The organism is Neisseria animalis, assembly GCF_900636515.1.
GTDB classification, from domain to species: domain Bacteria; phylum Pseudomonadota; class Gammaproteobacteria; order Burkholderiales; family Neisseriaceae; genus Neisseria; species Neisseria animalis.
The window spans coordinates 1,061,727-1,075,316 of sequence record NZ_LR134287.1; the positions used below are offsets into that span (position 1 = coordinate 1,061,727).

The 13,590-nt window shown below is 50.3% G+C and carries 15 protein-coding genes, 3 tRNA genes and 1 pseudogene; 12 read left to right on the forward strand and 7 right to left on the reverse strand.

Annotation, left to right across the window (positions count from 1 at the left end):
• The 6 genes from ispE (at nt 1) to EL111_RS05030 (ending at nt 2,931) form a co-directional block, all read left to right on the forward strand.
• Nucleotides 1-849, forward strand: a complete 849-nt coding sequence (gene ispE, locus EL111_RS05005) for a 4-(cytidine 5'-diphospho)-2-C-methyl-D-erythritol kinase (RefSeq protein ID WP_123796382.1) — start codon at nt 1-3, stop codon at nt 847-849.
• 8 nt (nt 850-857) lie between these two features.
• Nucleotides 858-933: transfer RNA gene (locus EL111_RS05010), tRNA-Gln, on the forward strand.
• A 13-nt stretch (nt 934-946) separates the two neighbouring features.
• Nucleotides 947-1,022, forward strand: a tRNA-Gln gene (locus tag EL111_RS05015).
• 7 nt (nt 1,023-1,029) lie between these two features.
• A tRNA-Gln gene (locus EL111_RS05020) sits at nt 1,030-1,105 on the forward strand.
• Nucleotides 1,106-1,294: 189 nt separating this feature from the next.
• Entirely contained in the window at nt 1,295-2,278 is a 984-nt protein-coding gene (locus EL111_RS05025) for a ribose-phosphate pyrophosphokinase (RefSeq protein ID WP_123796381.1), read from the forward strand.
• Between the two features lie 80 nt (nt 2,279-2,358).
• Nucleotides 2,359-2,931 (forward strand): 50S ribosomal protein L25/general stress protein Ctc, encoded by a 573-nt coding sequence (locus tag EL111_RS05030; protein WP_123796380.1) that lies wholly within the window; start codon nt 2,359-2,361, stop codon nt 2,929-2,931.
• Nucleotides 2,932-3,222: 291 nt separating this feature from the next.
• Here the strand turns inward: EL111_RS05030 and EL111_RS05035 are convergent, their stop codons facing one another.
• The 5 genes and pseudogenes from EL111_RS05035 to EL111_RS05055 form a co-directional block, all read right to left on the reverse strand.
• The gene (locus EL111_RS05035; RefSeq protein ID WP_123796379.1) at nt 3,223-3,705 is read right to left on the reverse strand and encodes a GNAT family N-acetyltransferase; all 483 of its coding nucleotides are present in this window, start codon (nt 3,703-3,705) and stop codon (nt 3,223-3,225) included.
• Between the two features lie 151 nt (nt 3,706-3,856).
• Complete coding sequence (locus tag EL111_RS05040) at nt 3,857-4,993, reverse strand: 5-(carboxyamino)imidazole ribonucleotide synthase (protein WP_123796378.1); 1,137 nt, start codon at nt 4,991-4,993, stop codon at nt 3,857-3,859.
• 209 nt (nt 4,994-5,202) lie between these two features.
• Nucleotides 5,203-5,502 (reverse strand): annotated as a pseudogene (locus EL111_RS10825) (GIY-YIG nuclease family protein).
• Between the two features lie 178 nt (nt 5,503-5,680).
• A complete protein-coding gene (trpE, locus tag EL111_RS05050) occupies nt 5,681-7,156 on the reverse strand; it encodes an anthranilate synthase component I (RefSeq protein ID WP_123796377.1) in 1,476 nt (491 codons plus the stop codon).
• Nucleotides 7,157-7,185: 29 nt separating this feature from the next.
• Complete coding sequence (locus tag EL111_RS05055; RefSeq protein ID WP_123796376.1) at nt 7,186-7,599, reverse strand: hypothetical protein; 414 nt, start codon at nt 7,597-7,599, stop codon at nt 7,186-7,188.
• 132 nt (nt 7,600-7,731) lie between these two features.
• Between EL111_RS05055 and EL111_RS05060 the strand changes: the two genes are divergently transcribed.
• Together EL111_RS05060 and EL111_RS05065 are read left to right on the forward strand one after the other, a co-directional pair.
• Nucleotides 7,732-8,556, forward strand: coding sequence for a ferritin-like domain-containing protein (locus tag EL111_RS05060; RefSeq protein ID WP_123796375.1), 825 nt, complete (start codon nt 7,732-7,734; stop codon nt 8,554-8,556).
• A gap of 69 nt (nt 8,557-8,625) precedes the next feature.
• Nucleotides 8,626-9,273, forward strand: coding sequence for an HAD family hydrolase (locus EL111_RS05065; protein ID WP_123796374.1), 648 nt, complete (start codon nt 8,626-8,628; stop codon nt 9,271-9,273).
• A 35-nt stretch (nt 9,274-9,308) separates the two neighbouring features.
• On the opposite strand, the gene EL111_RS05070 is transcribed toward EL111_RS05065, so the two are convergent.
• Entirely contained in the window at nt 9,309-10,550 is a 1,242-nt protein-coding gene (locus EL111_RS05070) for a multifunctional CCA addition/repair protein (RefSeq protein ID WP_123796373.1), read from the reverse strand.
• Nucleotides 10,551-10,955: 405 nt separating this feature from the next.
• Here EL111_RS05070 and EL111_RS05075 point away from each other — a divergent pair, with 405 nt between their 5' ends.
• From EL111_RS05075 to EL111_RS05090, 4 genes are all read left to right on the forward strand, one after another.
• Nucleotides 10,956-11,408 (forward strand): hypothetical protein, encoded by a 453-nt coding sequence (locus tag EL111_RS05075; protein WP_123796372.1) that lies wholly within the window; start codon nt 10,956-10,958, stop codon nt 11,406-11,408.
• Between the two features lie 52 nt (nt 11,409-11,460).
• Entirely contained in the window at nt 11,461-12,051 is a 591-nt protein-coding gene (locus EL111_RS05080) for a sigma-70 family RNA polymerase sigma factor (RefSeq protein ID WP_123796371.1), read from the forward strand.
• 9 nt (nt 12,052-12,060) lie between these two features.
• Nucleotides 12,061-12,258, forward strand: a complete 198-nt coding sequence (locus tag EL111_RS05085) for an anti-sigma factor family protein (RefSeq protein ID WP_123796370.1) — start codon at nt 12,061-12,063, stop codon at nt 12,256-12,258.
• Nucleotides 12,259-12,471: 213 nt separating this feature from the next.
• On the forward strand, nt 12,472-12,798 hold the full coding sequence (locus EL111_RS05090; RefSeq protein ID WP_123796442.1) for a hypothetical protein: 327 nt from the start codon (nt 12,472-12,474) through the stop codon (nt 12,796-12,798).
• A 24-nt stretch (nt 12,799-12,822) separates the two neighbouring features.
• Here EL111_RS05090 and EL111_RS05095 read toward each other — a convergent pair whose 3' ends face one another.
• The gene (locus tag EL111_RS05095; protein WP_162843018.1) at nt 12,823-13,590 is read right to left on the reverse strand and encodes a DNA adenine methylase; all 768 of its coding nucleotides are present in this window, start codon (nt 13,588-13,590) and stop codon (nt 12,823-12,825) included.

A 13,590-nucleotide genomic window follows, 5' to 3' on the forward strand; every position in this document is an offset into this window, starting at 1 on the left:
ATGGATATTCCCCCCTATGCACAAGCCTTTGCAGCGCCGGCAAAGCTGAACTTGGATTTGCGGATTACCGCCCGACGTGCAGACGGCTATCATGAATTGGAAAGTATTTTTTGTCTGATTAATTTGCACGATACCGTTTATTTGTCCGTGCGTGAAGACGGCAGGGTTGTGATACACACCCCCGCACAAGGCGTTGCGCCCGAACAAGATTTGGCATACCGTGCAGCGGTGTTGCTGCAAAAGCATTGCAATGTCGGGAAAGGTGCGGATATCTGGCTGGATAAAAAAATCCCGATGGGCGGAGGCTTGGGGGGCGGCAGTTCCGATGCGGCAACGGTTTTGCTGGTGTTGAACCATTTATGGCAATGCAGTCTGAACCGCCAAGAGCTGATGGATTTGGGCATCACCTTGGGGGCAGATGTACCGTTTTTTATTTTCGGACGCAACGCATTTGCCAAGGGAATCGGGGAAAAACTGACTGCGATAGATGTGCCGAAACAATGGTATGTTGTGGTAAAACCCAATGTTCATGTTGCAACTGCAAAAATTTTTGCACATCCGCTCTTGACACGAAACAGCAAACCAAGCATAATGCCGACTTTCCAAACATTGCAGCCGTTTCAGAATGATATGCAGGCGGTTGTATTTCGGGAGTATCCTGAGGTTTGGCAAGCTTATCTGGAATTGTCGAAATACGGCAAAACATTAATGACCGGCTCTGGGGCCTGTTTGTTTACCGCATTTGATAATCATCAGGAAGCGTACAATTTATACCGGCAAGTTTCTGAAACATACGAAGCATATTGCGTGGAAGGTTTGGATTTCCATCCTTTGCATTGTATGGTTTGAGGGATAGTTGGGGAGTCGTCAAGCGGTTAAGACACTGGATTTTGATTCCAGCATGCGAAGGTTCGAATCCTTCCTCCCCAGCCAAAATCCTACTTGTTGGGGAGTCGTCAAGCGGTTAAGACACTGGATTTTGATTCCAGCATGCGAAGGTTCGAATCCTTCCTCCCCAGCCAACCCTTTTGGGGAGTCGTCAAGCGGTTAAGACACTGGATTTTGATTCCAGCATGCGAAGGTTCGAATCCTTCCTCCCCAGCCAGACAGAGCGTGTAAGTTTCCTTACACGCTCTTTTAATGTTTTAGTGTTGCAAATAGGCTAATCGGTGCGGATTCGCTTGGTTTTACAGAAGTTTCTGAGTATAATATCGGACTTGGCGAAAAGCCGCAGGCAGAAGGAAGCATGATGTTTTCCGAGCAAATTTCAAACAGACAATCAGGTGAAAAAGATATGGCCGCATACGATAGTTTGATGGTGTTTACCGGTAATGCCAATCCCGAATTGGCGCAGCGCGTGGTAAAACATCTGGGTATTTCTCTGGGAAATGCCTCTGTAACGAAATTTTCAGACGGCGAAGTTGCTGTCGAATTGCTGGAAAACGTACGCGGACGCGATGTATTTATCCTTCAGCCGACCTGTGCACCCACTAATGACAATCTGATGGAAATTCTGACGATGGCAGATGCGCTGAAACGTGCTTCTGCGGGTCGTATTACAGCCGCCATTCCTTATTTCGGCTATGCGCGCCAAGACCGCCGTCCGCGTTCCGCCCGCGTACCGATTTCTGCAAAACTGGTGGCCAATATGCTGTATTCGGCCGGTATCGACCGTGTATTGACCGTTGATTTGCACGCCGACCAAATCCAAGGTTTCTTCGATATTCCGGTAGACAATATCTATGCTACGCCTATTTTGCTGAACGACATCAAGCAGCAGCGTATCGAAAACCTGATCGTTGTCAGCCCCGACGTAGGCGGCGTTGTGCGTGCCCGTGCCGTAGCCAAGTCTCTGAATGTGGATTTGGCGATTATCGATAAGCGTCGTCCGAAAGCCAATGTTGCCGAAGTGATGAACATTATCGGCGATATTCAGGGAAGAACCTGTCTGATTGTGGACGATATGATTGATACCGCCAACACCCTTTGCAAAGCAGCTTCCGCACTGAAGCAGCGCGGTGCAGACCGTGTATTGGCGTATGCCTCCCATGCCGTATTCTCAGGAGAAGCAGTCAGCCGTATCGCTTCTTCCGACATCGACCAAGTTGTCGTAACCGATACCATTCCGCTTTCCGAAGCGGCAAAACAATGCGAACGCATCCGCCAAGTGAGCTTGGGCGGATTGCTGGCTGAAACGGTGCGCCGTATCAGCAACGAAGAATCTGTGTCATATCTTTTCAACGAAGATGTGATGACAGGCGGCATGATTCTGCCGTAAACCCCAAGCTGTCTTAAGCTGGTCGCGGCCGATGACGGCGATTTTCTTTAATTTGTTTTATTTACATTAGGACTTTGATTATGTCATACGAAATTCAAGCTACCGTTCGCGAAGAACAAGGCACTGGTGCGAGCCGCCGCCTGCGTCGCGAAGGCCAAATCCCTGCGATTCTTTACGGTGAAGGTCAAGAGCCGGTTGCCATCGCAGTAGACCACAAAACCGTTTACTACGCATTGGAAAAAGAATCTTTCCACACTGCATTGATCAAACTGACCCTGAACGGTGCAACTCAAGACGTTATCGTGCGCGATTTCCAAATGCACCCGTTCCGCCAACAAGTGCAACACATCGACTTCCAATCAGTGAAAGCCGACCAACCGCTGCGTATCCGCGTACCGCTGCACATCGTTAATGCTGAAAACTCTCACGCTGTAAAACTGCAAGGCGGCCGCGTGTCTCTGCTGAACACTTCGGTAGAAGTTTTGGCTCTGCCTGCAAACATTCCGGCATTCTTGGAGCTGGATTGTGCTTCAGTAGTAGCCGGCGACATTCTGCACTTGTCAGACATCAAACTGCCTGAAGGTGTAACCAGCGTTTCTCTGAAACGTAACGAGAATTTGGCTGTTGCTACCGTTACCGGTAAAAAACGCTAATTCCGGTTTATCGGAAAACAAAAACCTGCTTTTTAGCGGGTTTTTGTGTTTTTGCACGTTTTGTAGGAGTTTATTTGTTGTTTCGGTTTGGATTTCAGTTTGTGCGGTTAAGGAGTTTAGAGGGATATATAGTCTTTTAAAATAAGAATGATACTGCGTTGCTTTGCCTTGTCGTCCTATCTGTACTGTCTGCGGCTTCGCTGCCTTGTCTCATTCTCATTTTATTCGACTATATTTGATTTTGTCGGCAAAATCATACCGTTAAGTATCAAAAAGCCGTCTGCAAATCGGTTAAAGGTATTTTCTCATCAATTCGCATTTAACCTTGATTTCCTTATTGAGCGGCAACACGGCATCACATAAAGATTCATATCCGTTCAAGTGATAAAAGGGTACGGAATTGAGCGAAGCATACAGTTTCAGAAAACACAATCCTTGACTGCGCGCCAATTCCTCTGCCCGTTGCAATAAAGCGGTGCCCAGACCTTTATTATGAAAAAGAGGGTGGACATACAGCGCATCTAATTGTGCTTCTTTGAAATCTACTTGGAAAAAGCCCTGAATCGCACCTCTATATTCGATGACCCACAAAGCTTTGGTTGGATCATTGATGGTAGCATAATAGCTTTCGGTATCCAGCAAGGCTTCCCAAGCCTGTAAAACACGCTCGTTGTAGCTGCGGATACAAGCATATTGTACGGCATGCAGATGAGCATTATGAATAAAGCGGCAATCGTTTTCGGCGGCGGGGCGGAGAATAGTCAGCAGGCTCATTGGTGTCGGCAAACAGAAGTTCAGACGGCTTTAGGGAATACAAAGCCGTCTGTGTATGGGCTAATGAAGAATAATTTGGGGAAAAAGCCGGTTTTTCGGGCTTGATGCAAATATGCAGACGGCCTATCCGGTTATTTGGCCGTCTGTAAATTTACAGCTTGCCGTGCAAATCCGCTGATTTGGCAAATGCGCTATCGGCATCGTGTGCAAGGGTAACGAAATGTCCCATTTTGCGGCCTTTGCGGGCGGCTTTTTTGCCGTACAGGTGCAGGAAGGACGCGCCGTCGTTTTGCAGCGGCAGCCAATCCGGTTCACCGCCGTCTTCCTGCCACACGTCGCCCAAAATATTCGCCATGCAACAGGCCGAAAGCAGACGTGTGTCGGCAGGCGGCAGATTGCACATAATACGCACCTGCTGTTGGAACTGGCTGGCGGCACAGGCATCGATGGTGTGGTGGCCGGAATTGTGCGGACGCGGCGCGATTTCGTTGACCACCAATTCGTTGGTGTCGCCGACCACAAACATTTCCACCGCCAACACGCCGACGTAGTCCAACTCATCGGCCAAACGCTGCGCCATCTGCCGCGCCTGTTGCTGGATATCTTGCGGCAGGCGGGCAGGTACGATGGAATAGGCCAGAATGCCGTTTTCATGGATATTTTCGGCCGGGTCGAAAGTCTGCACGCTGCCGCTGTTCAGACGGCATACGATGACCGAAATCTCGCCGCGCAAATCCACCATTTTTTCCAACACGCAATCCACGCCGCCGTGCGCCGCAAACGCCGCTTTGAGTTCTCCCAGCGTTTTCACGCGGATTTGGCCTTTGCCATCGTAGCCCAAAGTGGCGGTTTTTAAAATGCCCGGCAGGTACTCCGTACTCTTATCACTGATGTCTTCAAGTTTGCAGACGGCCTGATACGGTGCGGTTTGCAAACCGGCTTTGCGTATCCACGCTTTTTCCTGAATGCGGTTTTGCGCGATGGCAACACAGTCGCCGCTTGGTGATACGTTGGTATGTCGCGCCAAAAAACGCATCGCATCGGCATTGACGTTTTCAAACTCGGTGGTCACCGCCGCGCATTCGGCCAATTCGTTTAAAGCCGCTTCATCGTCAAACGCCGCGCACAAATGGCGGTCGGCAAATTCCGCCGCCGGCGCATTCGGATCGGGATCGAGCACGGTAACGCGGTAGCCCATGGTTTTCGCGGCTACGGTAAACATACGCCCGAGCTGGCCGCCGCCGAGAATGCCGAGCATGGAAGGAGGGAGAATGGGGGTGTTTTGCATGGTTTTATTTATTTTAAAGTTAAGGCCGTCTGAAAACGGCAGGTGTTTATCAATTTTGTGAATGAGCCGGTTATTGATATCAAATCTGTATGGGTCATTATCGGATTGTAATGAAGAATCCTTGAGGATTCTGTCTGCCTAAAATCTCCGTGTTGCAGATGGGCGCTTACACTTTGTGGAAAGAATAAGAAAAAACAGTTAAGTGATTTCTACTCTTCACCCATAATTTCAGCCCACAAATCCAGACAATTCGGATTGTTTTCTTCAATCAGTCGTAATTTCCAATTTCGTTGCCACTTTTTCAACTGCTTCTCACGGTTGAAAACATTTTCCATTGTGGCGTGCAATTCGTACCAAGCCAGTAAAACCACATTATATTTTTCAGTAAAACTTTTAACCCGGTGGTTTTTATGCTGCTAAGCCCGTTTAACCAAATCAGATGTTACGCCGATGTATAGTCGAATAAAATAAGAATGAGACAAGGCAGCGAAGCCGCAGACAGTACACATAGTACGGCAAGGCAAAGCAACGCTGTATCATTCTTATTTTAAATGACTATAAAATGTACCGTTGCGTTGGCTGGCGAGGGTGTAAGCGGCGGGTTGCATGGTTTTATCGTTTATCAAAAGATGATCGGATATTTGGTATTTTAAAGCATTGGGTTTCTAGATTTCGTGCCGTAGGAAATTACCTATCCAACCCCTCCTGCACCATCTGCGCCGCCCGTATTACCGCACGGGCTTTGTTTTGCGTTTCGTTCCATTCCGACTGCGGATCGGAATCGGCAACTACGCCTGCGCCGCTTTGTACGTAAAGCGTGCCGTTTTTAATCACGGCGGTGCGGATGGCGATGGCCAAGTCCATGTCGTTGTTGAAACTCCATACACCGACTGCACCGCCGTAGATGCCGCGTTTGCTCGGTTCGGCTTCTTCGATGATTTCCATGGCGCGTACTTTGGGTGCGCCGGATAGCGTGCCGGCGGGGAAGGTGGCGGCAAGGATGTCCATATTGGAGACGTTGTTTTTCAGACGGCCTTCGACATTGGAAACGATGTGCATCACATGCGAGTATTTTTCAATCACCATTTTGTCGGTAACTTTGACTTGGCCGGTTTCGCTGATGCGGCCGACATCGTTGCGGCCGAGATCGATCAGCATCACGTGTTCGGCGATTTCTTTGGCATCGGCGAGCAGGTCTTGTTCGTTGGCCAAATCTTCGGCCGGCGTTTTGCCGCGCAGACGGGTGCCGGCGATGGGGCGCACAATCACATTGTCGCGTTCGCGGCGTACGAGGATTTCGGGCGACGAGCCGACAATGTGGAAATCGTCGAAGTCGTAGTAGAACATATACGGCGAAGGGTTGAGCGTGCGCAGGGCGCGGTAGAGTGCCAGCGGACTGTCGGTGTAGGTCATACTCATGCGCTGGCTGGGGACGACCTGCATACAGTCGCCGGCGAAGATGTAGTCTTTGATTTTTTCCACGCAGGCTTTAAACGGCTCTTCGCCGAATTCGCTGGCTGCTTCGGTGTGCGCACTGCCCAGCGAGAGCGGAATGGCACAGTTTTGGCGAAGCTGGGTACGCAGATCTTCGAGGCGCGCACGGGCTTGTTCGTAGCCGTCTGCAAGTGCGGGGTCGGCATAAACAATCAGATAGATTTTGCCGGATAAGTTGTCGATAACCGCTAATTCTTGCGACAGCATCAGGAAAATGTCGGGTGTGCCCAGCGGGTCGGCTTTGGGCGTGCGTTTCAGGCGGTGGGCGAAATGCTCGAAATGGTAGATGGTTTCGTAGCCGAAATAGCCGCACAAGCCGCCGGTAAAGCGGGGAAGGCCGGGGATTTCGGGGGTTTTGAAACGTGCGTGGAAGGCTTCGATAAACGGCAGCGGGTTGCCGTCGTATTGTTCGGTGATTTTGCCGTTGTGGAACACGTCGACATGATTGCCGCAGGCTTTAAGGTAATGGCTGCACGGCAGGCCGATGAAGGAATAGCGGCCGAAGCGTTCGCCGCCGACTACTGATTCGAGCAGATAAGTATAGGGTTTGTTTGCCAGTTTGAGGTAAAGCGACAGCGGGGTGTCGAGGTCGGCAAGCAGCTCTTGAACCAGCGGAATGCGGTTGTAGCCTTGCGCGGCTTGGGTTTGGTATTCTTGTTTGCTGATCATTTTACAGACGGCCTTGTCGGACAAAAAAGTTAGCGGGCAGGGAAATTTGCGGCTTGTTCGCGTTTGAGGCGGCGTGCGCGTTTCCATTTGGCAAGGTAGCCGATGATTACGGGAATGGCGGCAAGTATGCCTTTAAATGTCCAGCCTGCGTACCACGGCGTATCGGTTGGAATATTGCCGGCAGCGGGTATGTCTTTGACGGCGTACCAGTCGAGCAGCGGCCACCAGCAGGCTGCCAGCGCGCCTAAAAACAGCGGCCAAATCATGCGGCTGAGATTGCGCTGCCAAAGTAAAAAGCAGACGGCAGCCCAAGCCAGAGTCAGTCCGGTAATCAGGAAAACGGTTGCAGCGTCTGCGCCGAATGAGGCTGAACCGAAGTAGGTCAGGGCAACCCACAACAATGCCAAAACTAAGACGATAAGTTCTTCGGGGCGTTTGAACATTTTTTCTCCGACGGAAAGGGGCAGACAGCCGTTACTATACCGCAAAATAAAGCGGCTGGGTATGGCAGACGCGTATCTCATGCCGTCTGCAAATGGCGTATAATGCAGGGAATAAATATATTGGCGTTTGAAATGGCTTATTCTCCTTATTCTTTGCTTGAACGCGCTTTATTGTCGGGAAATCCCGATGAAAAAGGCGCGTTGACCGACGAATTGTTTGCAGCCGTACAGGATACGGCTTTGGACACGGCTTCCGCCGCCCCCGCTTTGGATTTCCGTATGGCGGGCAGGCCGTGCAAACCCGAACTGGTTGCGCCTTCTCAGGTTACGCCGCGTAAAATGAATACGGTGGAAGGATATGCGGCCATGCTGCACGCCATCTGCCATATAGAGTTTAACGCCATTAATCTTGCGTTGGATGCGGCTTACCGTTTCAGAAAGCTGCCCGAGGCATTTGTCAAAGATTGGATTGGTGTGGCGAAAGAAGAGGTTTATCATTTCAGACTGATGCGCGAGCGCTTGCGGCATTTCGGTTTTGATTACGGTGATTTTGAGGCACACGGTCATTTGTGGGATATGGCATATAAAACGGCTTTCGATCCGCTGCTCCGCATGGCATTGGTGCCGCGCGTATTGGAGGCGCGGGGGCTTGATGTAACGCCGGCTATCCGTGCCAAAGTCGCTCAGCGAGGCGATACGGAAACTTGCGGGGTGTTGGACATCATTTACCGCGATGAGGTCGGTCATGTCCGTATCGGCAATCATTGGTACCAATACCTTTGCCGGCAGCGCGGTTTGGAGCCGGTTGTATTGTTCCGCAGGCTGATTGCACGCTATGACATGTTTATTTTCCGCGGATACGTCAATATCGAAGCGCGGGAGCGTGCAGGGTTCAGCCGTTTTGAGTTGGAAATGCTGGAAGATTTTGAAAAAAGTTTGAAAACAATGGCCGGTTAGACCGGTAAGGCCGTCTGCAAAATCGGTTTTGCAGACGGCATACTGTATATTGGACGGAGAGGGAATATCATGATTCAAGCCGTATTATTCGATTTGGACGGTACACTGGCAGATACTGCGCTGGATTTGGGCGGCGCGCTCAATGCGCTGCTGCGCCGCCGCGGACTGCCTGAAAAAAGCATAGAGGATTTGAGACCTTATGCCAGCCACGGTGCAAACGGATTATTGGAAGCGGGAGCGGGCATTTCTGTTGCCCACCCCGAACATTCGGAGTGGCGTAAAGAATATTTGGAGGAATACGGACAGCGTTATGCCGATGAAACGGTTTTGTTTGACGGCATTAATGAATTGCTCATCGAAATTGACCAACGCGGTTTGAAGTGGGGCATTATTACCAATAAACCCGCCCGCTTTACCGACAAGCTCGTGCCTAAGCTCGGTTTTGCCGTAGAGCCTGCCGTTGTGGTCAGCGGTGATACCTGCGGGGAAGCCAAACCCAGTGTCAAGCCCATGCACTACGCTTGCGAACAAATCGGTGTCGCGCCGCAAAATTGTCTGTATTTGGGCGATGCAGAGCGCGATATGTTGGCCGCAAAAAATGCGGGAATGCAGGCAGTATTGGTGGATTGGGGCTATATTGCTGCGGAAGACCGTACCGAAGAATGGTTGCAGGACAGCCGTATCGCCGCGCCTTTGGACTTGTTGGCATTGCTGTAGCCGCACCGGAAACGACTGTCTGCACAGAAAGCCGCTTATTGTTTGTACTGTTTTTGGTATGAATGATGAAGCGGCTTGATTTTTTCCAAGCGCGCCTCATCGATTTTTTGGGCAATCAGATGAGGCTGATTTGCTTGCCGGCACATTCCGGCGATGGCACCGGCATCAACTTCATTTGCCGCCGCCAATAATGAGAGCCAATGTTCGCGCTGGGGATAGGGGGCATGTTCGAAATGCAGACGGCCCCGCACATCGGCAATGCAGACGTTCAAGGCCGTCTGAAAACGTTCGCTCCGGCGGAAGGCATCGGTTTTTTTCAACACATCAATAATAGTCGAAGCCTTAAGCTGGCCGACTTGGTGGAAAATAATGTGCCAGCGGCACACCAGTTCCGCCAATTCCGAACAATGCTTGGGCGCGCGCAACCGCTCATTGACTGTGCGGACCGGCACTACGCCGTTTATATCGTGGCCGTGGTGTTTGGGCAGAATGTCCGGCGGAGTCAGTGCCTTGCCCAAATAGTGCAGGAGCGCGGCATAGCGTTCCGGCAGGCTCAAGTCCATATCGGCGGCGCATTGCAGCACCATCAGCGTATGGATGCCGCAATCGATTTCAGGATGGTAATCCGCCCGCTGCGGCACGCCGAACAGCGCGTCCACTTCGGGCAGCAACACCTTCAATGCCCCGCATTCGCGCAACACTTCCATCATGCGGCGCGGCTTGCGTTCCATCAGTCCTTTGGCCAACTCCTGCCACACGCGCTCGGCCACCAGCGCATCCGCCTCACCGTCCGCCACCATGTTTTTCATCAAAACCATGGTTTCCGGCGCAATCTCGAAACCGTAACGCGCGGCAAGGCGGGCAATGCGCAAAATCCGCACCGGATCTTCGGCAAATGCAGGCGAAACATGGCGCAAAATACCGTTTTCCAAATCCTGCCGCCCGCCGAAAGGATCGATAATCAGGCCGTCTGAATCTTGCGCCATCGCATTGATGGTCAGATCGCGGCGTTGCAAATCCTGTTCCAGCGTCACTTCCTTATCGGCGTGAAACGCAAAACCCGCATAGCCTTTGGCTGTTTTGCGTTCGGTACGCGCCAGCGCGTATTCTTCATGCGTTTGCGGATGCAGAAACACGGGAAAATCCTTGCCCACCGGCTGAAACCCGCGAGCCGCCATACTTTCCGCGTTTTCGCCGACTACCACCCAGTCGCGGTCTTTCACTTCCAAACCAAGCAAAGCATCGCGCACCGCGCCGCCGACAAGATAGGTTTTCATAAGTTTCCTTGCTGTATGTGTATCACCGGAGAAATGGTAACCGATACGGGAGTTGCGGACAGTACGGGTAGCGCACAGCAATGCCGCAACAGTTGTCATTTTCCCGACTATGATGGATACGCTATAGTCATTTGATACAAAATAATACAGCGTTGCTTCGCCTTTTTCAAAGAGAGGATTGACCAAACTGCCGAAGCGGCAAGTCTGCCGACCCGTATTGGCTGAACTTTCTGCGGCTGTGCTGCTTTTCCGACTGTTAAAACTCAGATTAATTTTTATATTAAACAAATAATTATCAATATTTTTCTATTTTTTTGTCAGAAATAATCCTAATCAACCGTCTAAATGGCAAACGGTTTGTACAGACAAGCTGTTGTTTTGAACAACTTGAAAAGGAATGTAATCATGAAAAAATCAGTTTTAACTTTGGCCGCTACCGCTATTTTGAGCTTCTCCCTTCCCGCTACCGCCAAAATGCCGATGGCTAAATCAATGGATATGCAGACGGCTGCGATGCACGGTCAAAATATGAAACACAGTATGTCCGGTTTCTCTATGGAAAAAAATGCCATGATGATGGACAAGAACATGACTTCCATGCAAAAAGACAATATGGGCATGGACAAAAACATGACTTCCATGCAGAAAGACAGTATGGGCATGGACAAAAACATGGCTACCATGCAAAAAGACAATATGGGCATGGATAAAAACATGACTTCCATGCAGAAAAACCGTATGAACATGGATAAAGGCATGGATAAGCCGATGAAAAAAACAATGAAAATGAAAAAGTCTGTGCAAAAGCCCATGAGCAAAAATAGTAAAATGAACAGCATGAAAAACGGCTCAATGTAATTACCGCCAACAACGGGCGGTATACATACCGCCCGTTTCAGGAAAATCATTCATGTGTACAGATGCCGTATGGGACAGCAGCAACCTCGAAAAACTCCGCCGGAAAATGCTGCATTTTGCATTTTTACAGCTGAGGAATGAAGAATGGGCAGAGGACGCAGTGCAGGAAGCATTGACCTCTGCCTATACCAAACAACAGCAGTTCCAAGAAGGTGCGCAGTGGCAGACTTGGGTGTGGGCGATTCTCAAAAATAAAATCCTCGATACCCTGCGCCGCAGGCAAGCCGAACTGCAGCATATCAGCCCGAGCGAAGAAGAGCGTATACTCGACGATATATACGATCATGCTTTTAATGATGACGGGCACTGGCAGCCGCAATACCGTCCGCAGGCTTGGCAAATGCCTGATGAAGCGGTGCGGCAAAACGATTTTATGCGGATATTGGATTACTGTTTGGAACATTTGCCTGAACATACCGCCCGTATTTTTATGCTGCGCGAAATCATGGGGCTGGAGGTGAAGGAAATCTGTATGCAGACGGGTATCGGCAGCGACAACTGCTACACCATACTCAGCCGCGCCCGTAACGGGCTGCGCCTCTGTTTGCAGAGAAATTGGTTTGATGACAACACTGGAAAATAAGGAAAACAAATGAAGCCCATCAGATGCAGGCAGGCGGCAAGGCTGATGCAGCTTGAGTGTGACCGCAAATTGAAAGTCGGCGAAAAAACAGCGTTGATGCTGCATTTGGCAGTCTGTGTACATTGCCGCCGTTACCTCCGCCAGCTTGAAATGTTGAACCGCTCTCTCAAAGATTATTCCGCCAGTTTGGAAAACTTTGAGGAATAGGCAGGATGAAGCCGCGCGCGATAAATCGGCGCGTTTTGTGAGATAAAGTGTTTTTGATTTTATTTCACACCGTGCAACTTTATTGCAAATCCTGCCAAACAAAGGCAGGATTTTTTATATTCGCGGAAACATCGCACTCCGATTGCTCGGCTCTTTGATATAGCTACGGTAACATGTGCTCACGTTAAATAAAATACATTACAGGAGCGCGATATGGATTACTACCCAAGCATGGAACGAGATAGCTTGTTTTACAAAGAATTTGCCAACCACTTTGATTATCGCAATAAACCCTGGACAGCCTTTGTTAAAGCTGCCCGCCGAATCTCTCAACGTCTTGATGTAGATATTGAACGAGCAGTTGATTTTTTAAATAGTGACGATGGTGGTCTTTTTGTGATTGAAATGATTGAATTTGCCGAAGCCGGTAAAATAAAGCAAGATATCGAATACCTGACCGATGGGGCAATTGCCACTTTCCGCGCGATGTCGTCTGCTCCTAAAATGTGGACAGATTTGGAACAGCAAGCAAGAGGGTAAGATGCCGCTCTTGCTTGGACAATTTTAATAGTTGCAGATGACCAGCTCACCGCTGGTCTTTTGCGTTTTATCACGGCCTACTGAATAGGCCAGCTCTAAACGTGTCATGCGGAAATCTTTAAATAGCTCCCGAATGTCTGGGTGGTCGTTGATCGAAAGCATAACCTTGCCTTTACTCTCGGCCATCATCTTGGCCAGTAGCTGATACTGCGTCCAATCAAAGGCACGGTCATAACCGGCGGTTTGCCAATATGGTGGGTCAGCGTAGAAAAAGGTGTGTTCGCGGTCGTAGCGTTTGAAACACTTTTCCCAAGGCTCGTTTTCGACAAACACGCCATTGAGCCGTTGCTGCGCGGCTTTTAGGCGGTCGGCGATATCGGCGGCAGTAAAGCCTCGGCCGGTGGTGGCTGTGCCGAAATGTTGGTCGACGGTTTTTCCACCAAATGCGGTGTGTTGCAGATAAAAGAAGCGAGCGGCTCGCTGGATATCGGTCATCACATCGGGCGGTGTAGATTGCAGACGGGCTTCTTCGCGGCTGGTCAATGTCCACTCAAATTGGCGCACAAACTCGTCAAAATGGTGCTGCACCACGCGGTATAGGTTGATGAGCTGACCGTTGATATCGTTGAGCACTTCGCACTTGGCCGGTTGCGGCCGCATGAAGAATAGTGCCGCACCACCGGCGAAGAGCTCAACGTAGCAGGTATGCTCGGGAAACATCGGAATCAGGTGTTTGGCCAAACGGCGTTTACCACCCATCCAGGGAACAATTGGCAGAGGCTTTTGAGTCAT

Excerpts from the sequence above, each read along its gene's own strand:
- EL111_RS05040 (WP_123796378.1), bottom strand. The coding sequence starts at position 4,993 with ATGCAAAACACCCCCATTCTCCCTCCTTCCATGCTCGGCATTCTCGGC.
- EL111_RS05060 (WP_123796375.1), top strand. The coding sequence starts at position 7,732 with ATGGCTTATTCTCCTTATTCTTTGCTTGAACGCGCTTTATTGTCGGGA.
- EL111_RS05095 (WP_162843018.1), bottom strand. The coding sequence starts at position 13,590 with ATGACTCAAAAGCCTCTGCCAATTGTTCCCTGGATGGGTGGTAAACGC.
- EL111_RS05080 (WP_123796371.1), top strand. The coding sequence starts at position 11,461 with ATGTGTACAGATGCCGTATGGGACAGCAGCAACCTCGAAAAACTCCGC.
- EL111_RS05090 (WP_123796442.1), top strand. The coding sequence starts at position 12,472 with ATGGATTACTACCCAAGCATGGAACGAGATAGCTTGTTTTACAAAGAA.
- trpE (WP_123796377.1), bottom strand. The coding sequence starts at position 7,156 with ATGATCAGCAAACAAGAATACCAAACCCAAGCCGCGCAAGGCTACAAC.
- EL111_RS05070 (WP_123796373.1), bottom strand. The coding sequence starts at position 10,550 with ATGAAAACCTATCTTGTCGGCGGCGCGGTGCGCGATGCTTTGCTTGGT.
- EL111_RS05075 (WP_123796372.1), top strand. The coding sequence starts at position 10,956 with ATGAAAAAATCAGTTTTAACTTTGGCCGCTACCGCTATTTTGAGCTTC.
- ispE (WP_123796382.1), top strand. The coding sequence starts at position 1 with ATGGATATTCCCCCCTATGCACAAGCCTTTGCAGCGCCGGCAAAGCTG.
- EL111_RS05085 (WP_123796370.1), top strand. The coding sequence starts at position 12,061 with ATGAAGCCCATCAGATGCAGGCAGGCGGCAAGGCTGATGCAGCTTGAG.
- EL111_RS05025 (WP_123796381.1), top strand. The coding sequence starts at position 1,295 with ATGGCCGCATACGATAGTTTGATGGTGTTTACCGGTAATGCCAATCCC.
- EL111_RS05065 (WP_123796374.1), top strand. The coding sequence starts at position 8,626 with ATGATTCAAGCCGTATTATTCGATTTGGACGGTACACTGGCAGATACT.
- EL111_RS05030 (WP_123796380.1), top strand. The coding sequence starts at position 2,359 with ATGTCATACGAAATTCAAGCTACCGTTCGCGAAGAACAAGGCACTGGT.
- EL111_RS05035 (WP_123796379.1), bottom strand. The coding sequence starts at position 3,705 with ATGAGCCTGCTGACTATTCTCCGCCCCGCCGCCGAAAACGATTGCCGC.
- EL111_RS05055 (WP_123796376.1), bottom strand. The coding sequence starts at position 7,599 with ATGTTCAAACGCCCCGAAGAACTTATCGTCTTAGTTTTGGCATTGTTG.